This window comes from Streptomyces sp. PU-14G (genome assembly GCF_041028275.1).
Classification (GTDB): Bacteria; Actinomycetota; Actinomycetes; order Streptomycetales; family Streptomycetaceae; genus Streptomyces.
Genome location: NZ_JASKYT010000007.1, coordinates 29,361 through 54,490 on the forward strand (window position 1 = coordinate 29,361; position 25,130 = coordinate 54,490).

Below are 25,130 nucleotides of genomic sequence, written 5' to 3' on the forward strand. Positions count from 1 at the left end.
GCGAGCGTTCAGCGGGTGACCGTCACCTTCTGTGCGGCACGCTCTCCGTTCACGAGCACCGAAAGAGTGACCGTGCCGGGCCTCTTTCCGGTCAAGGAGCCGCTGCGGGGATCGTAGGAGACCACACAGCGCCCCCGGGGTACGTGTCCCCGCACGCACAGTCCCGGTGATCCCGGCCAGTCCGCGCTCACCGGCCAGCCGACAGGCACCCGGCGTGCGTGAGGACCGCTGCCCTGTTCGACGGTGGCCGAGGCCGTGGCCTCGCCGCCCACCGCCAGACGCACCGGAGCCTGGAGCGTCAGCCGGTCCACGTGGGCGCGGGTCTGGGCCGCGATCCACTCGCCGTCCCGCCCGGGACGGCCCTTGTCGACACCCAGCAGCGACCAGCCGGTGAATCCGCCCTCGTCCGGCGGGGCGGCGGGCGCCTTCCCGGCGTTCCCGTTCACGAGATAGGGCACACCGTCCACCCGGGAGGCGTCGAACGCCCCGACGTGTCCTGCCACCAGCACCGCGCCCTTGCCCGAGCGGGCGCGGAAGCCGGCGAGCCAGTCCTCCAGCAGGTCGGCTTCCATCCGGTCGGTGAGCCGGCTGGCTTTCTGCGGCGTCGGATCGCGCGGCGGCACGTGCTGGATGACGGCGACCGAGGTGATGCCGCGGTCCCGCGCCGCGTCGTCCAACTGCCGTCGCAGCTGACTCAACTGCGCGTATCCGCCGCCCCGGACCGTCAGCGAGGAGGTGTCGAGGGTGATGAACCTCGTCCCCTTGTGGTCGAACGTGCGCTGCGCCGGCCCGAACTCCTTGACGAAGTTGTCGATCGAACCCCCCATCACCTCGTGGTTCCCCGGCACGTAGTACCAGTCGACGGCGTCGCCGAGCTCCTCCTCCAGCAGGGTGCGGGCGAACCGAAGGTCCTCGGGCGACCCCTCGTCCACCAGGTCGCCATTGACGACGACGAAGTCGGGTCGTGCCGCGCGGATCTCGCGCAGCGTGCGCCGGGCCTGCCGCACCGCCTCGCTGTCCGGGTCGCGCGCCACGAACTGGGCGTCGGACATCACCGCGAACCGCCAGTCCCGCCCGGCGACGTCCGAGGCGGTGGAGATCAACGGATCGTGCGGGCGCCCGGCGGACGGCAGGTCCACGTCCGGTGGGGTGCGTGCCACCAGCTCGTCCAGCACCACCTCGCTCTTGTACTGGGCTGTCGGCCGGGTCTCGGCCAGGTAGAAACGGTGCAGCTTCAGCGGATACGCAACCCCTTCGGGTACCTCGAAGGTGATCTGGCGCCAGTCCCGCCAGTCCACCAGCGGGCCGCGCAGCACCTGGTCGGTGCCCGCGGCGTCCTTGAGGTGGAGCGACGGCCACGCTCCGGAGCCGTCGCCTCTGAGCCACAGGGTGAAGCTGCGCGGCTGGCCGGGAACCGCACGGTCGGCGGGCGGGTTGGCGTAGGCGGCACGCGTGGCCGTCGACCCGGTGAAGTCGTAGCTCAGCTTCAGCCCGCCTCCTTCCTTGCCCGACGGTTCGGGAGCCACGGAGCCCTCCGCGCGGGCAGCGCTGAACGTCCAGTCGGAGGCGTCGTCGAAGTCGGCGACCCGCTGCTCGCGCAGTCCCACGGTGACGGCCAGACGGGTCGTGTGCCCGTCGACCGTGACCGTCACGGTTCCCGACGCCGACCCCTGCCCGCCGCGCGCCTTCACGGTGAACGCACCGGTCGCGGCGTCCTCGTCCGGGGTGATCGAGAACAGCGAACGGTCGTACGACAGCCGTGCGTCGGCGGGTTCGACGGGGGCGCTGTTGCCGTCCGCGTCAAAGCCGACCAGCCCGAACGAGGCCGTCGCCGCGCTGTCGGCCAGCCCGACCCGGTCCGTGGTGGGCCGGATGCGGTCCAGTTCCCCGAGCACACGCAGCTTCGTGGACCCTTGCGCCGCGCCCTGCCGCGCGGTGACCGTCGTGCTGCCGTCCCGGCGTGCGTGGAAGACTCCTCGCGCGTCGACCCGTCCCACGCCGGGCCGCGAAGCGTGCCAGGCGGGCCGGGGCGCGCCCTTGGCGGGGCCGTACGTCTCGTCGTACCCGGCAGCGCTCAGCCGCCGGGTCAGACCGGGGAAGACCCGATCCGGGTGGCCGCCCGGCACGGTGTCCGCCGTCGGGGCCTCGTCCGGGTCGATGGCGGTCTCCACCCAGAAGCCGGCCAGTCGCCCGGAGCCCGCGGGGGCGGTCAGGGCCAGTCCGTTGGGCACCTCCCGCTCCTCCCCGTCGGACGGCGCGTTCTCCAGTTGGAGCGCCTGTGTGCCCGGCTCCCGGGCCAGCAGCGTGGAGGAGCCGCCGCCGTCGAGGTTGAGGGCGTTGTAGGCGCCCAACTTCTTCATCATCCGGGCCAGCTCGGTCAGCGTCACGCCACCTGAGGCCTGTTGGCGGCCGTCCACCGTCAGGACGTGCATGGTGCTGCCGTCCTTGGAGAAGCCGACCGCCGTGCGCGGCGCCGCCGTGTTGTTCGGCCTGCCCTCCCAGTCCTGCGGTCTCCCGTCCACGACCAGCAGCCCTCGCCCGCCCACCGCGGTACGTGGCAGGGGCGAACCGTCCGCCGTGCGCACGTGGTACTCCACCGCGACCGGATCGCCCGGGCTCAGTGCTGCCAGCCGTTCGGCGCCGTCACCTCTGCCGAGGAGGACGGTCGCCCCCTGCGGGATGTCACCCTTTCCGGGCTTCCGCGATACGGAGGTGACCTCGCCGTCCTCGACGGTCACCTCTGCCACCTCGGACTCCTGATCGACCGTCAGTGCCCGGTCGGCCTCGCCCCAGTGGGAGTCGTACAGCCCGATACCGTCCTCGGGCACGTTCGCCGCGTCCCGGCCGCCGAGGGGCGCGGTACCACCCGGAAGGGTGACGGTGCCCTCGAAGTACAGGTCCAGGATCCGGCCCGCGGCCCCGGGCCCGACACCGACCGCCTCCGACGTGCCCGGGGCGGGAGAGTGGGCCGGCTCGCCGTCGCGGACGCCGGGGCCGAGGGGGGCGCCCGTCTCGTTGATGTCGAAGAAGTCCGCGTTGATCGCGGCCACGGTACGGCGGCCCTTGCCGGGGTCGTGCGCCTTCGCGAGTTCGCTGACGGTCCGGCGGTCGGAGACCTTGCCCGTGGACAGATAGTCCACGCCGGCGCCCCGGGCGCCGCCCCCCAGATCCAGGGAGAGCGCGTCCGCCCGCAGCCACTTGTCCGGCTCCAACCGGGAGAAGGAGGTGAGCTCGGCGCCGGGGGCGAGGGGCCGGGTCGTACGGGCCAGCTCCATGCCCTGGCCGGACGAGCCGCCGGAGCCCTGGGCGCTGCCGTCGCCGGCGAGGGGCGCGGCGCTGCGGGGTGCCGGGCCTCCGGGCGGCTGCGGTGTCTGTGCCAGCGCGGCCCCGGCCGGCAGCAGGCCACTCAGCAGCGCTGAGACGGCCGCCGCCGCGGGCAGCGCCACCCTCAGACGGCCGCCGCGTCTTCGGACGCTCGTGCTCCCGGTGCTCGATGCGCCCGGGCTCCTGCGGGCGCCGCTTTCGGTGTTCGCGCCCCGGACGCTCCGGGCGCGTCTTGCGCGTGTCGTGGACCTGCTTGCGCGTGCGTGGACTCGTCTCACAACGTCCCCCACAGACAACGGCTTTCTCGGCACTTTCTGCGCACAGTGCGGCACAGGGTCCCAAGGCGGACCGGTCTACACCAGAGGGCGGGAGCGAAGTCGGGGGAAACATCGCCCTGCTGGAGGCATCCGCGGCGTGACGGTCGGGGAAACGGCGTGCTCTGCTCGAACTGCCTCGCGTCAGTGCGCGTTCATGACTCGAAAGAGCTATTTCCGCGCAAGAAGCGGCAGGTCGGCCTCGATTGTTGTTGACAGCTGCGCGAAATCGGCGGAAACCTTGCAGCATCACGCGTCGCGTCGCATGCCGTCTGGTCTCTCAGCCACCACCGAAGGACCGCTCCATGGCAACACCGAGCACCGCCCAACCGCCAGCCTCACCCACCTACCGCACAGGCCGCCTGATCGTGGCGACCGGCGCCGTCGTGGGCGTCGTCTACGGTTACGACACCGGGTCCATCTCCGGTGCCCTGGTCTTCCTGAGCAAGGACTTCGGGCTGAGCGCGAGCGAATCCGGGTTCGTCAACAGCATCCTGGTGCTCGGCACCATTGTGGGCGCCCTGATCGCCGGCCGCCTGTCCGACGCGCTCGGCCGCAAGCCGACCATGGTGATCGTCGCCGCCGCGTACGCCGTCTTCTCCGCGCTCTCCGCGCTTTCCCCCACCGTCGTCGTCCTCGACCTGGTGCGCTTCCTGCTCGGCGTCACCATCGGCATCTCCATCGTGGCCGCACCGCTGTTCATCGCCGAATCCACGCCGGCCCGGCTGCGGGGCGCGGCCGTCGCCGGCTACCAGGTCGCTTGCGTCGCCGGCATCACCCTGACCTACTTCGTCAACTGGGGCCTCTCCGACGGCGGACACTGGCGGATCATGCTCGGAGTGGCCGCCATCCCCTCGGCGCTCGTCATCATCCCGCTGCTGCGGCTGCCCGACAGCCCACGCTGGTACCTCCTCAAGGGCCGGGTGGACGAGGCGGCCCGCGTCATGGCCGCGACCGACCCGGACGTGGACCCGGTGGCCGAGAGCGCCGCCATCCAACGCGAGCTGAACGCCGAGCGCGGCGGTCGCGGCGGCTCTCTCGGCCGGATGGTCCGCCGGCCCTTCCTCCGGGCGACCGTCTTCGTGATCGGCATGGGCTTCTTCTGCCAGATCACCGGCATCAACGCCGTGACCTACTACAGCCCGCAGATCTTCGAGACCCTCGGCTTCCACGGCGACGGGCAGAACTTCCTGCTGCCCGCGATCGTCGAACTGATCTCGCTGGTCGCCACCGTGCTCGCCCTCTTCGTCGTCGACCGGCTCGGCCGCCGCGTCGTACTGCTCTCCGGGATCGGCACCATGCTGGCCACCCTCATCGTGCTGGCCGTGGTCTTCGGTACCCACTCCCTCAGCGGGACCGGCATCTGGATCGGCTTCGGTGCCCTCGCGCTGTTCACCGCCGCCTTCAACTTCGGCTTCGGCTCCCTCATCTGGGTGTACGCCTCCGAGGCGTTCCCCGCGCGGCTGCGCTCGCTGGGCGCCTCCGTGATGCTCACGGCCGACCTCGCGGCGAACTTCCTGGTCGCCCAGTTCTTCCCCGCGGTGCTGGAGGAGCTGGGCGCGACCTGGGCGTTCGGCGGGTTCGCCGTCCTGGTTCTGGTCGCGCTGGCCTTCATGGCCCGGATGGCGCCGGAGACCAAGGGCCGGCAGTTGGAGGAGATCCGCGGCTACTGGCAGAACGGTGGCCGCTGGCCGGACGAGGCACCGGGCGGTCCGGCCAAAGAAGGCGGGCTCAGCCCCGGCGGTGGCGCCGCACTGGGCACGGGCATCGCCACCTCCAGCGAACGCCCACGCCCCTGACCGCCGGCTCTCCGAACCGGCCACCAATGCGGCCACCAGCCACCGTCAGCTGTCCGAACCGACCACCAGTGACCGTCAGCTGTCCGAACCGGCCACCAGCTTGCCGTCCCGCACCTTCACCGGCACCGAGGGCAGCGCCTTGGTGGCCGGGCCATGGGCGACCTCGCCCGTGTCGACGCGGAACCGGCTCCCGTGCAGCGGGCAGACGGCGACCTCCCCGTCGACCTCGCCCAGCAGGCTGCCCTGGTGGGTGCACACGGCGCTGAACCCCTTGAAGTCGCCCTTCTCGGGCTGGGAGACCAGCATCTTCTGCTCGGGATACAGCTTGGCGCCGCCCACGGGCACGGCCTGGGCCTCACCCAGGTCGACGGGCTTGTCGGGGCCCTCCGCATCGTCGGAGCCGGCCCCGCCGCACGCGGCGGCCGTCAATCCCAGCGCTGCCAGCGCGGCGCCGCACAGCACGGTGCGGCGCGTGGCCGGTGATTCCTTGCTCGTCGTCACGCGCCGCACTCTACGTCCTCATCTGTCCCTTCCGAGCACCGGCCTGAGGAGCGGGCACGCGGTCGCCCGGCGCTCGCGCGATGCCTGCTCAGTGCCCCACCGCTGCTCGCTCGGTGCCGGCCCCGGGGCGACATTCGTACAAGACAGGCGGTCGGCGGCCTCCCCATCATGAGCCGCATGAGCGGATACGTTGAGCAGGCGCACGGGATGCACGTGGTCCACGACGGCGCGCGGGAGGCGCCGCCGCTGTTGCTCGTCCACGGCTCGGGGGCCTCGGGCGACACGTGGAGTCCGATGCTCCCGGCACTGGCCGAACGCCGTCATGTCGTCCGTGTCGATCTCCCCGGCTGCGGCCAGTCCCCGCCCGCGCCGTCCTACGAGGTGCCCGCGCAAGCGGCGCGGGTGGCGGGCCTGCTCGACGATCTCGGCCTGCGTCACGTCGCCGCGGCCGGACACTCCAGCGGCGGCTACGTCATCACGGCGCTCGCCGAGCAGCGCCCCGACCTGGTGGGGTCGCTCACGCTGATCAGCACAGGTCCGAGCCCCGATGCGCTCCTTCCGCAGCCGGCCGTCCTCCGGGCGCTGCTGGGCCCGCCGCTCGGGCCGCTGCTGTGGTCGATCCGCTCGGACGCGTGGATCCGCAAGGGGATCAGGGCGACGACCGCCCGCCCGGTGGACGTCCCCGACGACCTGGTCGCGGGCGTAGGCGCCATCACCTACCGGGCCTTCCGGAAGATCGCGAGCCGCAACACCGCCTACCTCGCCGAGCGGAGCGCGCCCGAGCGTCTCGCCGCACTCGACGTGCCCAAGCTGGTGATCTTCGGTGCCGCGGACCCGCGGTGGGAGCCGTCATCGGCACACCAGTACGACTCGGTGCCCGGCACCCGGGTCGAACTGCTGCCCGGGGTCGGACACGTGCCGCTGCTCGAAGCGCCCGAGGCGACCAGCGCACTGCTGCTCGGCTTCACGGCGGCGGACGCTGACACCCCGCCCGTGCTGCCCTAGATTCGGTCTCATGCTGCGGACCGGGACATCAGCCGGGGCACCGGCCGGGACGCTCGACTGGACGTTGTGGGACATCGCCGTCCCCTCCCCCTCATGTCGGCTGCCGGGCATCAGCATGGCCGGTTTCCGCCCCCGCGTTCCCGCGCTCGCGGACATCGCCATGATCGCGCACCCCTCCGTCACCCTGCTGTTCGACCTGAGCGACGGAGCAGACCTCGCCCACGACGCCGGTGGCCGGTACGGACGCGGCAGCGTCGCCGTCGGACTCCTCCCCGGCGACTTCCGGGCGAGTGGCCAGGTGGGCGAGGTCCTCCAGATCAGGCTGGAGCCGGTCGTGGCGGCTGCTCTGTTCGGGGCGCAGACCGACCTGAGCGGGGAGGCGGTGTCCTTGCAGGAGGTGTGGGGCCGCGACGCCGCGCAGGCCGAGGACCGCCTGCGCGCCACCGGATCGTGGGACGAACGGTTCACGGCAGCGCGGGACCTCCTGCTCCGGCGGCTGGCAGAGCCGACGGGGCTGGCACGGCTGGGCACCCGTCCACCGGTCGACCAGGAGGTCGCCCACGCCTGGCGGCGGACGTGCGGCAGCCGGGGGAGAGTGCGCGTCGCCGGCCTGGCGGACGAGGTCGGCTGGAGCCGCAAACGCCTGTCGGCTCGCTTCCGCTCCCAGCTCGGCATCACGCCCAAGCGCGCCGCCCGCCTGGTGCGCTTCGACCACGCCGCCCACCTGCTGGCGGCGGGCCGCACCGCCGTCGGTGTCGCCACCGAGAGCGGCTACGTCGACCAGCCGCACCTCCACAGGGAGGTCAGGGAGTTCACCGGACTCACGCCCGCGGCCGTGGCCGCCGCGCCATGGCTCGCGATCGACGACATTGCGTGGCCCGCTTCGCCACCACCCGCTCCGAACCCCCACCGACCACGGACCCGAGACGAACCGCGTCCCTCCGCACACCAGCCCTGACACTGAGCGGGCGGTGCGGGGCGCCCTGTGCGGGCGCGACACGCGGGGAAGTCGGCCGAAGTCGGCCTGACCTCGGACGGCGACCCGACGCCCGCCCGTGCCCCGACCGAACGTACAGCCACGCCACCGCCGGCCCCGGGCGCCGTGCCGGCCCCCGGGGGGAGGCGGTGGCTCACCGGGCCGAGTCCGGCCCCGGCCCGGCCCTGGCCCGGACTCGGCCCCCGGCCCGGCCCCGGGCGCCGTGCCGGCTCCGGGCGTCGTGCCGGCTCCGGGCGTCGTGCCGGCCCCCGGCAGAGGCGGTGGCTCACCGGGCCGCTCCCCGGCCCCCCGGCCCGGACTCGGGCCTGGGCCCGAACAGAGGCCCTGAGCCCGGATCCGAACCTGGCGCTGGCCGCTTGACGCTGGCTGCCCGGGCACATCGGTCCTGCTCGGGCACCGGCCGCGCCCCGGCACCGTCCCGGGCGCCGCGTTCTGGTGGGCAGGCTGGGACAGGTGTCGGCGCCGGGCCCCCGCTCGGCCCGGGAGCGCGGCCAGCTTGGCGGCCAGCCCGCCAAGGGCCCGGCCTGCCCAGGGCCCGGCCTGCCCAGGGCTCGGCCCGGCCCGGCCGGGCGGCGGCACCGGCGGGCAGCCGCCCAGGCAGGTGGCCGCCAAAGCGAAGGCGGGACCCGCCCCTTCCGGGGCGGATCCCGCCTTCCGGGGCCGGGCCGCGCCCGGCCCCGTCAGCGCTTGCGCGCCGCCGCTGCCTTCGTGCCTGCTGACTTCTTCGCGGCAGCAGGGGCCTTCTTGCCTGTCCCCTTCGCCGCTGCCGTCTTCTTCCCGGCGGAAGCCTGCCCGGCGGAAGCCTTCCCGCCGGAAGCCTTTCCGGCGGAAGCAGCGGCAGCCGTGGCCCTCTTCTTCCGCGTCGCCGGCAAGGCCGACGACGCGTCGCTGACGCGCTCTCCGAGCATGTCCCGCAGGAACTTGCCGGTGTGGCTGGCGGGCTCCGCCGCGACCTGCTCGGGCGTTCCTTCCGCGACGACCATGCCGCCGCCGTTGCCGCCCTCGGGGCCCAGGTCCACGACCCAGTCGGCCGTCTTGATCACGTCGAGGTTGTGCTCGATGACCATGACGGAGTTGCCCTTGTCGACCAGGCCTTCCAGCACGCTGATCAGCTTCCTGATGTCCTCGAAGTGCAGACCGGTCGTCGGCTCGTCCAGGACGTAGACGGTCCGGCCCGTGGAGCGCCGCTGGAGCTCGCTCGCGAGCTTCACCCGCTGGGCCTCACCACCCGAAAGAGTGGGCGCGGACTGTCCGAGCCTGACGTATCCGAGTCCGACGTCGTTGAGCGTCTTCAGGTGCCGCGCGATGCCGGGGACTGCCTCGAAGAAGTCCAGGGCCTGCTCGATCGGCATGTCCAGGACCTCGGCGATGTTCTTGCCCTTGTAGTGGACCTCCAGGGTCTCCCGGTTGTAGCGCGCGCCGTGGCAGACCTCGCAGGGCACGTACACGTCGGGCAGGAAGTTCATCTCGATCTTGATGGTGCCGTCGCCCGCGCAGTTCTCGCAGCGGCCGCCCTTGACGTTGAAGGAGAAGCGGCCCTGCTGGTAGCCGCGGACCTTCGCCTCCGTCGTCTCGGCGAACAGCTTGCGCACGTGGTCGAACACCCCGGTGTAGGTGGCCGGGTTGGAGCGCGGGGTGCGGCCGATGGGGGACTGGTCGACGTGGACGACCTTGTCGACCAGGTCGTCGCCCTCGACGCGCGTGTGGCGGCCCGGCACCGTGCGGGCGCCGTGCAGTTCACGGGCCAGGTGGGTGTAGAGGATGTCGTTGACCAGCGTCGACTTTCCGGAGCCCGAGACCCCGGTGACGGCGGTGAAGACGCCCAGCGGGAAGGAGACGTCGACGTCGCGCAGGTTGTTCTCCCGCGCGCCGCGCACCGTCAGCTGCCGTGCCGGGTCGATGGGGCGGCGGACCTGCGGGGTGGGGATCTCCCGGCGGCCGGAGAGGTACTCGCCGGTCAGCGACTCCTCGTTGTCCAGCAGTTCCTTCAACGGGCCGCTGTGGACGACCTTGCCGCCGTGCTCGCCCGCGCCGGGGCCGATGTCCACGACCCAGTCGGAGGCCTTGATGGTGTCCTCGTCGTGTTCGACGACGATCAGCGTGTTGCCCAGGTCGCGCAGGCGTACCAGGGTCTCGATCAGGCGGTGGTTGTCGCGCTGGTGGAGGCCGATGGACGGCTCGTCCAGCACGTAGAGCACGCCGACGAGTCCCGAGCCGATCTGGGTGGCCAGCCGGATGCGCTGGGCCTCGCCGCCGGAGAGGGTGCCGGCGGCGCGGTTGAGAGTGAGGTAGTCGAGGCCGACGTCGACGAGGAAGCGCAGCCGCTCGTTGACCTCCTTGAGCACCCGCTCGGCGATCTTCTTGTCGCGGCCCGAGAGCGTCATCTCGCGCAGGAAGTCGGCGCACTCGGTGATCGACATCGCGGAGACCTCCGCGATGGACTTGCCCTGCAGGGTGACCGCCAGGATCAGCGGCTTGAGCCGGGTGCCCTCGCAGGCGGGGCAGTTCACTTCGCGCATGTAGCCCTCGAAGCGTTCCCTGCTGCTGTCGGTCTCGGCCTCCGAGTGCCGCCGCTTGACGAACGGGACGACGCCCTCGAAGGCGGTGGTGTAGGCGCGCTCGCGTCCGTACCTGTTGCGGTAGCGGACCTCGACCTGTGTCTTGTGGCCGTACAGCAGCGCCTTCTTGGCGCGCGCGGGCAGGCCCGCCCAGGGGATGTCCGTACGGAAGCCGAGGGCGTCGGCCAGTGCGCCGATCAGCCGCCCGAAGTACTCCCGGGTGTGCCCGTGCGACCAGGGGTGCAGGGCGCCCTCGTCCAGCGACTTGTCCTCGTCGGGGACGATCAGCTCGGGGTCGACCTCCATCCGGGTGCCGATGCCGGTGCACTCCTGGCAGGCGCCGAAGGGGGAGTTGAAGGAGAAGGAGCGCGGCTCCAGCTCCTCGAACGACAGGTCGTCGTAGGGGCAGTAGAGGTGCTCGGAGTACATCCGCTCACGCTGCGGGTCGTCCTGCTCCAGGTCGACGAAGTCGAGGATGACCATGCCGCCGGAGAGCCCGAGTGCGGTCTCGACCGAGTCGGTCAGCCGGCGCTTGGCGGTGGGCTTGACGGTGAGGCGGTCCACGACCACCTCGATCGTGTGCTTCTCCTGCTTCTTGAGCTTGGGCGGCTCGGAGAGCTGGATCGTCTCCCCGTCGACGCGCGCGCGGCTGTACCCCTTCGTCTGGAGCTCGCTGAAGAGGTCCACGAACTCGCCCTTGCGCTCGCGCACCAGTGGGGAGAGCACCTGGAAGCGGCTGCCCTCCTCCAGGGCGAGCACCTTGTCGACGATGGCCTGCGGCGACTGGCGGGCGATGGGGCGTCCGCAGACGGGGCAGTGGGGTTTGCCGATCCGGGCGTAGAGCAGGCGGAGGTAGTCGTAGACCTCCGTGATGGTGCCCACGGTCGAGCGGGGGTTGCGCGAGGTCGACTTCTGGTCGATGGAGACCGCGGGGGAGAGGCCCTCGATGAAGTCGACGTCGGGTTTGTCCATCTGCCCGAGGAACTGCCGGGCGTAGGCGGACAGCGACTCCACGTAACGCCGCTGGCCCTCGGCGAAGATGGTGTCGAAGGCGAGCGAGGACTTCCCCGAGCCCGACAGTCCCGTGAAGACGATGAGCGAGTCACGGGGGAGGTCTATCGAGACGTTCTGCAGGTTGTGCTCGCGAGCGCCACGGACGAGAAGACGGTCGGCCACGCCTGTTGGCACCTTTCATGTGGGAAGGGGGGCCCGCAGCGGAGCGGGAGTCCCCGACCAAGAGTAGGACGGCGCCGCCCGGAGTGTCGTGCGCTTCGGGTGCGGGAGCCTCGCTCGACCATATAGCACGTTCATTCGAATTGCGGGCGGCCTCGCCACCTCCGTGCCGTCTTCCACACGAACGAGTGGTCGCACTAGCTTTGGATCATGACCACGCCTGCGCACGACGCCGAACTCGCACGGACCGCGACAGGGCAGCTGCTGAGCGCCACCGTCAAGCTGGATCCCCCCGAGGTCACCGAGCCCTCCCAGCTACCGGGCTGGACCAGGGGGCACGTGCTCGCCCACCTCGCCCGCAACGCCGACGCCCTCGTCAACGTGCTCGCGGGCGAGCCGATGTACGCCAGTGCGCAAGCGCGCGACGCCGACATCGAGGAGGGCGCGCGCCGCTCCCTCGACGAGCTCGTCGACGACGTGCGCGTCAGCTCCTCCCGCCTGGAGAGCGCCTTCGCCGCGCTCGGCGACGAGGACTGGAACCGCACCGTCACCCTCCGCAACGGTGTGACCGATCTCGCCTCCTCCCTCCCGTTCCGCCGCTGGATCGAGGTCGAGCTGCACCACGTCGACCTCGGCATCGGCTACACGCTCCAGGACCTCCCGGGCACCTTCGTGGACCGGGAGCTGACCACCATGGCGCGCCGCTTCTTCGCCCACCCCGACATCCCCGTCGCCCTGGAGCTGCGCGCGGAGGACGGCAGGACCTGGCGCACCGGCGCGAAGACGGAGGGGCCCGAGGGGCCGCTGGTGGTGGCGGGCAGCTCCGTGGCGCTGGTGGGCTGGCTCACGGGCCGGACGACCGGCAGCGGCCTCTCGGCGAGGGGCCCTCTGCCGGCACTGCCCTCCCTTTAGGGTGAGAGCCATGCCATACACCGGAACGGTCCAGGTCGGCGGACCCGCGGACGTGCACGAGCTGCGGGACCTGATGATCTCCAAGGTCGCCGTCGGCCCCATGGACAACAACGCCTACCTGCTGCGCTGCCGGGCCACAGGCCAGCAGCTGCTGATCGACGCCGCCAACGACGCGGGCACGCTCCTGGAGCTCATCGGGGGCGACGGCATCGCCTCCGTCGTGACCACCCACCGGCACGGCGACCACTGGCAGGCGCTCGCCGAGGTGGTGGACGCCACCGGTGCGCGCACGTACGCGGGGCGGTACGACGCCGAGTCCATCCCCGTGCCCACCGACGTCCCCGTCGAGGACGGAGACACCCTGCGGGTCGGTGAGGTGGAGTTGACGGCGCGGCATCTGGTCGGGCACACCCCGGGCTCGATCGCGCTCATCTACGACGACCCGCACGGTCATCCGCACCTGTTCACCGGCGACTGCCTCTTCCCCGGCGGGGTGGGCAACACCTTCGGTGACGCCGCGAACTTCGTCCGCCTCCTCGACGACGTCGAGGACAAGCTGTTCGGCCAACTCCCCGACGAGACCTGGGTCTACCCGGGCCACGGCGGCGACACCACCCTCGGCGCCGAGCGCCCACGGCTGGGGGAGTGGCGCGAGCGGGGCTGGTAGGAGGCGCCCTCACGCCCCGGCAGCAGGCGGTGTGAGCACCCCTCGGGCGCGCGGCCGACGACTGTGCGCCCGAGGATCGCTGTCACCCCTCCCCAGTAGGGTGTGACGTATGGCAGACCCCTCCACCTACCGCCCGAAACCGGGAGAGATCCCCGACTCGCCCGGGGTCTACCGCTTCCGTGACGAACACCGCAGGGTGATCTACGTCGGCAAGGCCAAGAGCCTCCGCCAGCGGCTGAACAACTACTTCCAGGACCTCGCGGGCCTCCACCCGCGCACCCGCACGATGGTGACGACGGCCGCCTCCGTGGAGTGGACGGTGGTGGGCACCGAGGTGGAGGCGCTCCAGCTCGAGTACACCTGGATCCAGGAGTTCGCCCCCCGCTTCAACGTCAAGTACCGCGACGACAAGAGCTATCCGTCCCTCGCGGTGACGATGAACGAGCAGTTCCCCCGCGTCCAGGTGATGCGCGGCCCCAAGAAGAAGGGCGTGCGCTACTTCGGCCCCTACGGCCAGGCCTGGGCGATCCGCGAGACGGTCGATCTGATGCTGCGCGTCTTCCCCGTGCGCACCTGCTCGGCCGGGGTCTTCAAGCGCTCCGCGCAGATCGGCCGGCCCTGCCTGCTGGGCTACATCGGCAAGTGCTCGGCCCCGTGCGTCGGCCGCGTCTCACCCGAGGAGCACCGCGAACTCGCCGAGGAGTTCTGCGACTTCATGGCGGGCCACACCGGTTCGTACCTGCGCCGTCTGGAGCGTGAGATGCAGGAGGCGGCCGAGGAGATGGAGTACGAGCGGGCCGCCCGGCTGCGCGATGACATCGACGCGCTCAAGCGCGCCATGGAGAAGAACGCGGTGGTGCTCACCGACGCCACCGACGCCGACCTGATCGCCGTCGCGGAGGACGAGCTGGAGGCCGCCCTCCAGATCTTCCACGTGCGCGGCGGCCGGGTGCGCGGCCAGCGCGGCTGGGTCACCGACAAGGTGGAGGCGGTCGGCACCCCGGAGCTGGTCGAGCACGCGCTCCAGCAGCTGTACGGCGCCGAGCAGGGCGACGCGTCCGAGGGTGGCGGCAGCGGAGGCGTGCCCAAGGAGGTGCTGGTCCCGGCGCTGCCCGAGCCGGCGGAGCCGATAGCGCAGTGGCTCTCGGAGCGCCGGGGCGCCCAGGTGAGCCTGCGCATTCCGCAGCGCGGCGACAAGCGCGCTCTGATGGAGACGGTCAAGCGCAACGCCGAGCACGCGCTCGTGCTGCACAAGACCAAGCGGGCCTCCGACCTGACCACCCGCTCCCGCGCGCTGGAGGAGATCGCCGACGCGCTGGAGCTGGACTCGGCGCCGCTGCGCATCGAGTGCTTCGACATCTCGCACCTCCAGGGTGACGACGTGGTGGCCTCCATGGTCGTCTTCGAGGACGGCCTCGCCCGCAAGAGCGAGTACCGCCGCTTCCAGATCAAGTCCTTCGCGGGCCAGGACGACGTGCGCGCCATGCACGAGGTGATCAGCCGCCGGTTCCGCCGCTATCTGGTCGAGAAGCAGAAGACCGGGGAGTGGCCGGAGGAGGAGCTGGGCGGCGAGCTGGAGGCGGGCCCCGAGGGCGGCTCCCCCGACCCGCGGCCCGAAGCCGAGCCCGTACACGAGCCCGTGCACGAGCCCGCACACGAGCCCGCACCTCAGCCGTCGCCGGAGCCCGCGCCCGAGCACGGCGCGCCCGCCCAGGGCGCCGTCAGGGACGAGGAGGGCCGCCCCAAGAAGTTCGCCTACCCGCCGCAGCTCGTGGTCGTCGACGGCGGCCAGCCGCAGGTCGCGGCGGCGAAGGCGGCGCTGGAGGAGCTCGGGGTCGACGACGTGGCGGTCTGCGGGCTGGCCAAGCGGCTGGAGGAGGTGTGGCTGCCGGGCGACAGCGACCCGGTGGTGCTGCCCCGCTCCAGCGAGGGCCTCTACCTGCTCCAGCGGGTGCGGGACGAGGCCCACCGGTTCGCCATCCGCTATCAGCGGGGCAAGCGCGGCAAGCGGCTCCGCAGCAGCCCGCTGGACGCCGTCCAGGGGCTCGGGGAGACCCGCAAGAAGGCGTTGCTCAAGCACTTCGGCTCGGTCAAGAAGCTGCGGGCTGCCCGCGTGGAGGAGATCTCCCAGGTGCCGGGCATCGGCCGCAAGACGGCCGAGACGGTCGCTGCCGCCCTCTCCGAGGGCGCGCCCGCCGGCCCGGCAGTGAATACGGCCACCGGTGAGATCGTTGAAGAGGAGTGAGTGAACGGCACCGGGATCGACGTGCGTGCGACCGCCGCCGGACGGTCGGTGAGGCCGCACCGTACGACGATCGACATTTCGGGGGATGACAGCATGAGCGCGGAACGTGAGCAGCGCGGAGACGGAGCAGTGGTGAGTACGCTCAAGCCGGCGCAGCCGGAGGAGGCGGCGGGTACGACGATCCCGGAGTTGGTGATCATCTCGGGGATGTCGGGCGCGGGCCGCAGCACCGCGGCCAAGTGCCTGGAGGACCTGGGCTGGTTCGTCGTCGACAACCTGCCGCCCGAGCTGATCCCGACGATGGTCGAGCTGGGGGCCAGGTCGCAGGGGAACGTGGCCAGGATCGCCGTCGTCGTGGACGTACGCGGCCGTAACTTCTTCGACAACCTCAAGGGGTCGCTCGCCGACCTGGCGACCTACAACGTCGCCCGCCGCATCGTCTATCTGGAGGCCTCGGACGAGGCGCTGGTCCGCCGCTTCGAGTCCGTGCGCCGCCCGCACCCGCTGCAGGGCGACGGGCGTATCGTGGACGGTATCGCCGCCGAGCGCGACCTGCTGCGGGAGCTGCGCGGCGACGCCGACCTGGTGATCGACACCTCCAGCCTGAACGTGCACGAGCTGCGCGCCAAGCTGGACGCGCAGTTCGCGGGCGAGGAGGAGCCCGAGCTGCGGGCCACCGTCATGTCGTTCGGCTACAAGTACGGCCTGCCCGTGGACGCCGACCTGGTCGTCGACTGCCGCTTCCTGCCCAACCCGCACTGGGTCCCCGAGCTGCGCCCCTACACGGGCACCAGCGAGGAGGTCTCCAACTACGTCTTCAACCAGCCTGGCGCCAAGGAGTTCCTGGACCGCTACACGGAGCTGCTGCAGCTGATCGCCGCCGGCTACCGCAGGGAGGGCAAGCGGTACGTGACCGTCGCCGTGGGATGCACAGGCGGCAAGCACCGCAGCGTCGCCATGTCCGAGAAGCTGGCGCGCAGGCTCTCCGACGGCGGTGTGGAGACGGTGGTCGTCCACCGTGACATGGGGCGTGAGTGACGCCCATGGCCCGTAGGAGCCTGAGGCATCTGGCCGGGCCGCGCGGCGCACTGCGCGGCCTCACCTCCAAGCAGCCCAAGGTGGTGGCGCTCGGCGGCGGCATGGGCCTGTCGGCGTCGCTGACGGCGCTGCGCCGCATCACCGGGGACCTGACCGCCGTGGTCACCGTCGCCGACGACGGCGGCTCCAGCGGTCGGCTCCGCGACGAGCTGGGGGTCCTGCCGCCCGGTGACCTGCGCAAGGCGCTGGCCGCGCTGTGCGGGGACGACGAGTGGGGCCGCACCTGGGCGCAGGTGATCCAGCACCGCTTCGAAAGCAGGGGCGAGCTGCACGAACACGCGGTCGGCAATCTGCTGATCGTCGCGCTGTGGGAACAGCTGGGCGACCACGTGCAGGCGCTGGATCTGGTCGGCAAGCTGCTGGGCGCGCACGGCCGGGTGCTGCCCATGTCGGCGGTGCCGCTGGAGCTGCGCGCCAGCGTGCGCGGGCACGACCCGGCGCGCCCCGAGGAGCTGTCCACGGTCCGCGGCCAGGCCACGGTGGCGCTCACCCGCGGTGAGGTCCAGGAGGTCCACCTGGTCCCCGCCGACCCGCCCGCCGTACCGGAGGCCGTGCAGGCGGTGCTGGACGCCGACTGGGTGGTCCTGGGCCCCGGCTCCTGGTTCTCCTCCGTCATCCCGCACCTGCTGGTGCCCGAGTTGCTGGAGGCGCTGACCGAGACGAAGGCCCGCAAGGTCCTCTCACTCAACCTCGCTCCGCAACCGGGGGAAACGGACGGTTTTTCCCCGCAGCGTCATTTGGAGGTTTTGGGGCGACACGCCCCTAAACTCACCTTCGACGTGGTGCTGGCCGACCAGGATGCCGTGCCCGACCAGGACTCCCTCAGTGAGGCCGCCGATCAGCTCGGCGGAAAGGTCGAGCTGGCACCCGTGGCGGCAGCTGGGGGAGCTCCCCGGCACGACCCGGAGCTGCTGGCCGCCGCGTACGACCGTATTTTTCGGATGCATGGAAGGATCGGCCCATGGCGATGACGCCTGCGGTGAAGGACGAGATCTCCCGGCTTCCCGTCACCCGCACCTGCTGCCGGAAGTCAGAGGTCTCGTCGATCCTGCGCTTTGCGGGTGGGCTGCACCTGGTGAGCGGGCGGATCGTGATCGAGGCGGAGCTGGACACGGGCATCGCCGCCCGCCGGCTGCGCAAGGACATCCTGGAGATCTTCGGACACTCCTCCGACCTGGTGGTGATGGCCCCCAGCGGCTTGCGGCGCAACAGCCGCTACGTCGTGCGGGTGGTGGCCGGCGGCGACCAGCTCGCCCGCCAGACGGGCCTCGTCGACGGCCGCGGGCGCCCCATCCGCGGCCTGCCCCCGCAGGTGGTCTCGGGGGCCACCTGCGACGCGGAGGCCGCCTGGCGGGGCGCCTTCCTCGCCCACGGCTCGCTCACCGAGCCGGGGCGCAGCTCGTCCCTGGAGGTCACCTGCCCGGGACCCGAGGCGGCGCTGGCGCTGGTGGGCGCGGCCCGCAGGCTGCAGATCGCCGCCAAGGCCCGCGAGGTGCGCGGTGTGGACCGCGTCGTCGTCCGTGACGGTGACGCCATCGGCGCGCTGTTGACGCGGCTCGGCGCGCACGAGTCGGTGCTGGCGTGGGAGGAGCGGCGGATGCGCCGCGAGGTGCGTGCCACCGCCAACCGGCTGGCCAACTTCGACGACGCGAACCTGCGCCGCTCGGCCCGCGCGGCCGTCGCCGCGGGTGCCAGGGTGCAGCGCGCGCTGGAGATCCTCGGTGACGAGGTGCCCGAGCATCTGGCCGCCGCCGGACGGCTGCGGATGGAGCACAAGCAGGCCTCGCTGGAGGAGCTGGGCGCGCTGGCCGATCCGCCGCTGACCAAGGACGCGGTGGCGGGCCGTATCCGCCGGTTGCTCGCCATGGCGGACAAGCGTGCGCAGGACCTCGGAATTGCGGGTACCGAGTCCAATCTGACCGAGGAAATGGTCGGCTGAAAGGCCGGGGTAAACGCTTCTCAGGAGAGCGGTGGAATGCTCGTCTGATGAGCGGGGAATGCCGCTTCCGCGCACGCGGAAATGCTTGTCCGACGAGCGGGAAAACGCTCGCCTGAGCGGCTGGTTCGAGCGGCTGCCCGGCCCGCCCGGCCGATGTGGGACCCACCCCGATGGAGAGGTAGGGTCGGACTCGGTCGGGGACATCCCAAACAGCACTCGCCGGTGTCCGTACCGGCGTACCTAGCGAGGAGATCGGTTCGTGACGATCCGCGTAGGCATCAACGGCTTTGGCCGTATCGGTCGTAACTACTTCCGCGCGCTGCTGAACCAGGGTGCGGACATCGAGATCGTCGGTGTCAACGACCTGACCGACAACGCCACCCTTGTCCACCTGCTCAAGTACGACAGCGTTCTCGGCCGCCTCCCTTACGAGGTCAGCCACACCGAGGACACCATCACCGTCGGCAAGCAGACCTTCAAGACGATGGCCGAGAAGGACCCGGCCAAGCTCCCCTGGAGCGAGCTGGGCGCCGACATCGTCGTCGAGTCCACCGGCATCTTCACCAAGCGCGACGACGCCGCCAAGCACCTGGAGGCGGGCGCCAAGAAGGTCCTCATCTCGGCCCCTGCCAAGCAGGAGGACATCACCGTGGTGATGGGCGTCAACCAGGACAAGTACGACGCCGCCGAGCACAACGTGATCTCCAACGCCTCCTGCACCACCAACTGTGTGGCCCCGATGGCGAAGGTCATGGACGAGAACTTCGGCATCGAGCGCGGTCTGATGACCACGGTGCACGCCTACACCAACGACCAGCGCATCCTGGACTTCCCGCACAAGGACCTGCGCCGCGCCCGGGCCGCCGCCGAGAACATCATCCCGACCACGACCGGTGCCGCCAAGGCCACCGCGCTGGTCCTCCCGCAGCTCAAGGGCCGCCTGGACGGCATCGCCATGCGCGTCCCGGTCCCCACGGGCTCCGTCACCGACCTGGTGCTCGACCTCAAGCGCGAGACCACCAAGGACGAGGTCAACGCCGCCTTCAAGAAGGCCGCCGAGGGTCAGCTGCAGGGCATCGTGGAGTACACCGAGGACGCGATCGTCTCCTCGGACATCGTCAACCAGCCCCCGTCCTGCACCTTCGACGCCTCCCTCACGATGGTCGACGGCAACCAGGCCAAGATCATCGGGTGGTACGACAACGAGTGGGGCTACTCCAACCGTCTGGTCGACCTCACCAGCTACGTCGGCTCCCAGCTCTGAGTCCGGGCGGCCGCGGATGAACGACAGGGCTCGTGCCCCGCGCACGGGCCCTGTCCCATGCCGCGTCCGACCGGTGCACACCCCCTGCACTCTCGACTGGAGCCACAGGAGCCAGCCATGAAGACGATCGACGAACTCGTCGCCGACGGCGTGAGCGGCAAGCGGGTCTTCGTCCGCGCCGACCTCAACGTCCCGCTCGACGGCGACACCATCACCGACGACGGCCGCATCCGCGCGGCCGTGCCCACGATCACCAAGCTCGCCGAGAACGGCGCGCGGGTGGTCGTGGCCTCCCACCTGGGCCGCCCCAAGGGCGCCCCGGACCCGCAGTTCTCGCTGGCGCCCGTCGCGCGACGGCTCGGCGAACTCCTCGGCAAGCAGGTCGCGTTCGCGACCGACACGGTGGGCGACAGCGCGAAGGCCACCGTCGGCGAGAGCGCCGACGGCGGGGTCACGCTGCTGGAGAACCTCCGCTTCAACGCCGGCGAGACGAGCAAGGACGACGCCGAGCGCGGTGGATTCGCCGACGAACTGGCCGCGCTGGCCGACGCCTACGTGGGCGACGGCTTCGGCGCCGTGCACCGCAAGCACGCCTCGGTCTACGACCTGCCGGCCCGCCTGCCGCACGCGGCCGGCTACCTGATCACCACCGAGGTCGGCGTCCTGAAGAAGCTCACCGAGGACGTCGAGCGGCCCTACACCGTCGTCCTCGGCGGCGCCAAGGTCTCCGACAAGCTCGGTGTCATCGACCACCTGCTGGGCAAGGCGGACCGGCTGGTCATCGGCGGCGGCATGGCGTACACCTTCCTCGCGGCCCAGGGCCACGAGGTCGGCAAGTCGCTGCTGCAGAAGGACCAGATCCCCGCGGTCAAGGGCTACCTGGAGCGCGCCGAGCAGCTGGGCGTGGAGTTCGTGCTGCCCGTCGACGTGGTGGCCGCGGCCGACTTCCCCGACCTGAAGACCAAGGCGCCGGCCGACCCGACGGTGGTCGCCGCGGACGCGATCCCCGCCGACCTGGAGGGCCTGGACATCGGCCCCGAGAGCCGTAAGCTCTACGCCGCGAAGCTCGCCGACGCGGCCACGGTCTTCTGGAACGGTCCGATGGGCGTCTTCGAGCACCCTGACTTCGCCGAGGGCACCAAGGCCGTCGCCCAGGGCCTGCTCGACGCCGCGTCCTCCTCGGAGGGGAGCGGGGCCTTCACGGTCGTCGGCGGTGGCGACAGCGCCGCCGCGGTCCGTCAGCTGGGCTTCGACGAGAACGCGTTCGGTCACATCTCGACCGGCGGCGGTGCCAGCCTCGAATACCTCGAGGGCAAGACGCTCCCTGGCCTGGCCGCACTGGAGGACTGACGCCGTGAGCGTCGCACGCGCGGCTGCCGGGCCGCGGTCAACCACGAAACTCGCACTGCGCCGCGTGGGCGGAGAAGCGAACAACAAAGGAGGGGCATGGCCACCCGCACCCCGCTGATGGCGGGCAACTGGAAGATGAACCTCAACCACCTCGAGGCCATCGCCCACGTCCAGAAGCTCGCCTTCGCGCTCACGGACAAGGACTACGAGGCCGTGGAGGTCGCCGTCCTGCCGCCCTTCACCGACCTGCGCTCCGTGCAGACGCTGGTCGACGGCGACAAGCTGCGGATCAAGTACGGCGCCCAGGACGTCTCCGCGCACGACTCCGGCGCCTACACCGGTGAGATCTCCGGGCCGCTGCTGGCGAAGCTCAACTGCACTTTCGTCACCATCGGCCACTCCGAGCGCCGCCAGTACCACGGCGAGGACGAGCCGGTCGTCAACGCCAAGGTCAAGGCCGCCCTCAAGCACGGGCTGACCCCGATCATGTGCGTCGGCGAGGAGCTGTCCGTCCGCGAGGCGGGCAACCACGTCTCCCACACCCTCGCCCAGGTCGACGGCGGCCTCGAGGGCGTGGCCGCCGAGTCCGTGGCCGGGCTGGTCATCGCCTACGAGCCCGTCTGGGCCATCGGCACGGGCAAGGTCTGCGGCGAGGAGGACGCGCAGGAGGTCTGCGGCGCGATCCGGCAGCGGATCGGCGAGCTGTACGACGAGGAGACGGCGCAGCAGGTCCGCATCCAGTACGGCGGCTCCGTCAAGTCCGGCAACGTCGCCAAGATCATGGCGCAGCCCGACATCGACGGCGCCCTGGTCGGCGGCGCCTCCCTGGACGCCGAGGAGTTCGTCAAGATCATCCGCTTCCGCGACCAGTGAGGTACTTCCGCGACCAGTGAAGTACTGGCGCGACCAGTGAGATCCTTGCGCGGCAGGTGCGCGCCCCCGTACCGGGCGCGTCGCTCCTGTGCAGCGTGTGACGAGGGGCGCTCGCCCGTCGTAGGCTTACGGGGCCGGGGCACACGCGTCGGCCCCGTAAGCACTTTGTAACCGAAAGTGTTCAGCGACGATCCGAGAGAGTTGGTCCAGCCGTGGTCATGGGGTTCTCTATCGCCCTCATCGTCTTCAGCGCGCTGCTGCTGCTGCTGGTGCTGATGCACAAGGGCAAGGGCGGCGGCCTCTCCGACATGTTCGGCGGCGGCATGCAGTCCTCCGTCGGCGGTTCGTCGGTCGCCGAGCGCAACCTCGACCGGATCACGGTCGTCGTCGGCCTGCTGTGGTTCGCCCTCATCGTCGTGCTCGGCCTGCTGATGAAGTTCAAGTGAGGCCTCCCGCCCGGCTGATCGCCAGTTGACGCCTGCACAACGGCTGACAGGGCCTCGCATCCCCTGCCTATCATGAGGGCTCGCGTCCGGTACCGACGCAGTAACTCCGGTCACCGGGCGCGCGTTGGGCCCTACGTACACTAGGGCGCCCGCAGCGGAGCGCGCGTTTGGACCGCTGCTCCGTAGCACCGTGAGGCAGGAGTTACGACCGTGGCAAGTGGCAACGCGATCCGGGGCAGCCGGGTCGGAGCGGGGCCGATGGGCGAGGCCGAGCGAGGCGAGTCCGCGCCCCGCCTCCGCCTCTCCTTCTGGTGCTCCAACGGGCACGAGACCCAGCCGAGCTTCGCCAGCGACGCGGACATCCCGGAGACCTGGGACTGCCCGCGCTGCGGCTTCCCCGCAGGCAAGGACCAGGACAACCCCCCGGACCCGCCGCGTACGGAGCCGTACAAGACCCACCTCGCCTACGTGCGGGAGCGGCGCAGCGACGCGGACGGCGAGGCGATCCTCGCCGAGGCGCTCGCCAAGCTCCGCGGGGAGATCTGAGCGCACGGCCCGCCTCACCGCCCGTACCCGAGGCCGCGCCGCGCCAACCCCCAGCCCACAGCCTCCGCGCCACACCCGCATAGCACCGAACGATGGACGGCTCGGCCGCACACCGCCCCTGCGGTCCGCGGCCGAGCCGTCCATCGTCTAGGTTGGAGATCGGCGGGGATCATTACGAGAGGAATGGGCTGATTTCGCTGATGAACGCTGAAGGCCGCACCCAGCTCGACCAGATGCCCGAGTGGCACGCGCTGTCCCAGCACCGCGAGGAGTTCGGCCAGACGCACCTGCGGCGGCTGTTCGACGACGACCCGGAGCGCGCCGAACGCTACACCGTGCGGGTCGGCGATCTTTATATCGACTACTCCAAGCACCTGGTCACCGACGAGACGCTGCGCCTGCTGCGGCAGCTCGCCGAGGCGGCGGGCGTCGCACCGCTGCGCGACGCCATGTTCGACGGCGAGAAGATCAACGTCACCGAGGACCGCGCCGTCCTGCACACGGCACTGCGCACCCCGGAGTCCGCCACCGTGCGCACGGACGGCGAGAACGTCACCCCCAAGGTGCACCAAGTCCTCATCCGCATGGGCACGTTCGCCACCAAGGTGCGTGAGGGGCACTGGGTCGGGCACACCGGCAAGCGCATCAAGAACATCGTCAACATCGGTATCGGCGGATCCGACCTCGGCCCGAAAATGGCCTACGAGGCGCTGCGCCCCTACGCGCGTCGCGACATGGACTTCCGCTTCGTCTCCAACGTCGACGGAGCCGACCTGCACGAGGCGGTCCGCGACCTCGACCCGGCCGAGACACTGTTCATCGTCGCCTCCAAGACCTTCACCACGATCGAGACGATCACCAACGCGAAGGCCGCGCGCGCCTGGCTGCTCGGCGCCTTCGACGGCGACTCCTCGGCCGTGGCCAAGCACTTCGTCGCCGTCTCCACCAACGCGGAGAAGGTCGCCGAGTTCGGCATCAACACCGACAACATGTTCGAGTTCTGGGACTGGGTCGGTGGCCGCTACTCCTACGACTCCGCCATCGGCCTCTCCCTCATGGTCGCCATCGGCCCCGAGTGCTTCGGCGACATGCTCGCCGGCTTCCACCTCATGGACGAGCACTTCCGCACCGCGCCCTTCGAGTCCAACGCGCCGCTGCTGCTCGGTCTGCTCGGCATCTGGTACGGCAACTTCCACGACGCCCAGTCGCACGCCGTACTGCCCTACAGCCACTACCTGTCCCAGTTCACCGCCTACCTGCAGCAGCTGGACATGGAGTCCAACGGCAAGTCCACCACGCGCGGCGGAGACCCCGTGCGCTGGCAGACGGGACCCGTCGTCTGGGGCACCCCCGGCACCAACGGCCAGCACGCCTACTACCAGCTGCTGCACCAGGGCACCAAGATGATCCCCGCCGACCTCATCGGCTTCGCCGACCCCATCGCCGAACTCGGCGACCTGCGCGACCAGCACGACCTCCTCATGGCCAACCTCTTCGCCCAGGGTCAGGCCCTCGCCTTCGGCAAGACCGCCGACGAGGTACGCGCCGAGGGCACCCCCGAGGCCCAGGTGCCGCACCGCACCTTCCCCGGCAACCGCCCCACCACCACCATCCTCGCCTCGGCGCTGACCCCGTCCGTCCTCGGCCAGCTCGTCGCCCTGTACGAACACAAGGTCTTCGTCCAGGGCGCCGTCTGGGACATCGACTCCTTCGACCAGTGGGGCGTCGAACTCGGCAAGGTCCTCGCCAAGCGCCTGGAACCCGCCCTCACCCAAGGCGCGGACGTCTCCGGCCTCGACGCCTCGACCACCACCCTGGTCGAGCGCTACCGCTCCCTGCGGGGGCGCACGGCCTGAGGCGCCCGCGCGCCGAGTGCGCGCTGCCGCGCGCACGTCTCGCACAGCCGAACACGCTGCCCGGAGGGGCGGAGACCGGCGGGGTCTCCGCCCCTCCCGCATGCCCTCCGGTCACTCGATCGAGTGGCGCACCCACACACAACCGGCGATCAGCGAAGAGGACGGTCGGGAAGAGGACGGTCAGGGGGGAGACGACGCACGCCGTCGGGGCAGCTCGTGCAGGCGGCCATGGCTGAGGTGGTGGGGGAGTTGCCGTGTGAGGG

General features: G+C 71.3%; 18 protein-coding genes. 15 read left to right on the top strand and 3 right to left on the bottom strand.

Annotation, left to right across the window (positions count from 1 at the left end):
- Window positions 1-8: 8 nt before the first annotated feature.
- Window positions 9-3,275 carry a phosphodiester glycosidase family protein gene (locus tag AB8Z75_RS01895; RefSeq protein ID WP_369199572.1) on the bottom strand — a complete coding sequence of 1,089 codons (3,267 nt, stop codon included), beginning with the start codon at window positions 3,273-3,275 and terminating at the stop codon, window positions 9-11.
- 635 nt (window positions 3,276-3,910) lie between these two features.
- Here AB8Z75_RS01895 and AB8Z75_RS01900 point away from each other — a divergent pair.
- On the top strand, window positions 3,911-5,437 hold the full coding sequence (locus AB8Z75_RS01900) for a sugar porter family MFS transporter (RefSeq protein ID WP_369199573.1): 1,527 nt from the start codon (window positions 3,911-3,913) through the stop codon (window positions 5,435-5,437).
- 75 nt (window positions 5,438-5,512) lie between these two features.
- Here the strand turns inward: AB8Z75_RS01900 and AB8Z75_RS01905 are convergent, their stop codons facing one another.
- Complete coding sequence (locus tag AB8Z75_RS01905; RefSeq protein WP_369199556.1) at window positions 5,513-5,947, bottom strand: Rieske (2Fe-2S) protein; 435 nt, start codon at window positions 5,945-5,947, stop codon at window positions 5,513-5,515.
- A gap of 168 nt (window positions 5,948-6,115) precedes the next feature.
- Between AB8Z75_RS01905 and AB8Z75_RS01910 the strand changes: the two genes are divergently transcribed.
- Complete coding sequence (locus tag AB8Z75_RS01910; RefSeq protein ID WP_369199557.1) at window positions 6,116-6,943, top strand: alpha/beta fold hydrolase; 828 nt, start codon at window positions 6,116-6,118, stop codon at window positions 6,941-6,943.
- A 10-nt stretch (window positions 6,944-6,953) separates the two neighbouring features.
- The gene (locus AB8Z75_RS01915; protein ID WP_369199558.1) at window positions 6,954-7,901 is read left to right on the top strand and encodes a helix-turn-helix domain-containing protein; all 948 of its coding nucleotides are present in this window, start codon (window positions 6,954-6,956) and stop codon (window positions 7,899-7,901) included.
- 719 nt (window positions 7,902-8,620) lie between these two features.
- Here AB8Z75_RS01915 and uvrA read toward each other — a convergent pair.
- A complete protein-coding gene (gene uvrA, locus AB8Z75_RS01920; RefSeq protein ID WP_369199559.1) occupies window positions 8,621-11,674 on the bottom strand; it encodes an excinuclease ABC subunit UvrA in 3,054 nt (1,017 codons plus the stop codon).
- A gap of 207 nt (window positions 11,675-11,881) precedes the next feature.
- On the opposite strand from uvrA, the gene AB8Z75_RS01925 reads away from it, so the two are divergent.
- From AB8Z75_RS01925 to pgi, 12 genes are all read left to right on the top strand, one after another.
- Window positions 11,882-12,583: a maleylpyruvate isomerase family mycothiol-dependent enzyme gene (locus tag AB8Z75_RS01925; RefSeq protein WP_369199560.1), complete on the top strand. Its 702-nt coding sequence runs from the start codon at window positions 11,882-11,884 to the stop codon at window positions 12,581-12,583.
- A gap of 10 nt (window positions 12,584-12,593) precedes the next feature.
- Window positions 12,594-13,250 carry an MBL fold metallo-hydrolase gene (locus AB8Z75_RS01930; protein WP_369199561.1) on the top strand — a complete coding sequence of 219 codons (657 nt, stop codon included), beginning with the start codon at window positions 12,594-12,596 and terminating at the stop codon, window positions 13,248-13,250.
- Window positions 13,251-13,359: 109 nt separating this feature from the next.
- Window positions 13,360-15,495 (top strand): excinuclease ABC subunit UvrC, encoded by a 2,136-nt coding sequence (gene uvrC / locus AB8Z75_RS01935; RefSeq protein ID WP_369199562.1) that lies wholly within the window; start codon window positions 13,360-13,362, stop codon window positions 15,493-15,495.
- A 93-nt stretch (window positions 15,496-15,588) separates the two neighbouring features.
- Window positions 15,589-16,533, top strand: coding sequence for an RNase adapter RapZ (gene rapZ, locus AB8Z75_RS01940; protein ID WP_369199563.1), 945 nt, complete (start codon window positions 15,589-15,591; stop codon window positions 16,531-16,533).
- A 5-nt stretch (window positions 16,534-16,538) separates the two neighbouring features.
- The gene (gene yvcK / locus AB8Z75_RS01945) at window positions 16,539-17,564 is read left to right on the top strand and encodes a uridine diphosphate-N-acetylglucosamine-binding protein YvcK (RefSeq protein WP_369199564.1); all 1,026 of its coding nucleotides are present in this window, start codon (window positions 16,539-16,541) and stop codon (window positions 17,562-17,564) included.
- Window positions 17,555-18,532, top strand: coding sequence for a DNA-binding protein WhiA (gene whiA / locus AB8Z75_RS01950; RefSeq protein WP_027736604.1), 978 nt, complete (start codon window positions 17,555-17,557; stop codon window positions 18,530-18,532). The genes yvcK and whiA overlap by 10 nt, the downstream gene beginning before the upstream one ends.
- A 259-nt stretch (window positions 18,533-18,791) precedes the next feature.
- Window positions 18,792-19,796 carry a type I glyceraldehyde-3-phosphate dehydrogenase gene (gap, locus tag AB8Z75_RS01955; RefSeq protein WP_242750339.1) on the top strand — a complete coding sequence of 335 codons (1,005 nt, stop codon included), beginning with the start codon at window positions 18,792-18,794 and terminating at the stop codon, window positions 19,794-19,796.
- Between the two features lie 117 nt (window positions 19,797-19,913).
- Window positions 19,914-21,146: a phosphoglycerate kinase gene (gene pgk, locus AB8Z75_RS01960; RefSeq protein ID WP_369199565.1), complete on the top strand. Its 1,233-nt coding sequence runs from the start codon at window positions 19,914-19,916 to the stop codon at window positions 21,144-21,146.
- A gap of 96 nt (window positions 21,147-21,242) precedes the next feature.
- Window positions 21,243-22,019 (top strand): triose-phosphate isomerase, encoded by a 777-nt coding sequence (gene tpiA, locus AB8Z75_RS01965; protein ID WP_369199566.1) that lies wholly within the window; start codon window positions 21,243-21,245, stop codon window positions 22,017-22,019.
- Between the two features lie 212 nt (window positions 22,020-22,231).
- Complete coding sequence (gene secG / locus AB8Z75_RS01970) at window positions 22,232-22,465, top strand: preprotein translocase subunit SecG (RefSeq protein WP_369199567.1); 234 nt, start codon at window positions 22,232-22,234, stop codon at window positions 22,463-22,465.
- A gap of 210 nt (window positions 22,466-22,675) precedes the next feature.
- The gene (locus AB8Z75_RS01975; RefSeq protein WP_369199568.1) at window positions 22,676-23,011 is read left to right on the top strand and encodes an RNA polymerase-binding protein RbpA; all 336 of its coding nucleotides are present in this window, start codon (window positions 22,676-22,678) and stop codon (window positions 23,009-23,011) included.
- A gap of 200 nt (window positions 23,012-23,211) precedes the next feature.
- Window positions 23,212-24,867 carry a glucose-6-phosphate isomerase gene (gene pgi, locus AB8Z75_RS01980; RefSeq protein WP_369199569.1) on the top strand — a complete coding sequence of 552 codons (1,656 nt, stop codon included), beginning with the start codon at window positions 23,212-23,214 and terminating at the stop codon, window positions 24,865-24,867.
- Window positions 24,868-25,130: the final 263 nt, after the last annotated feature.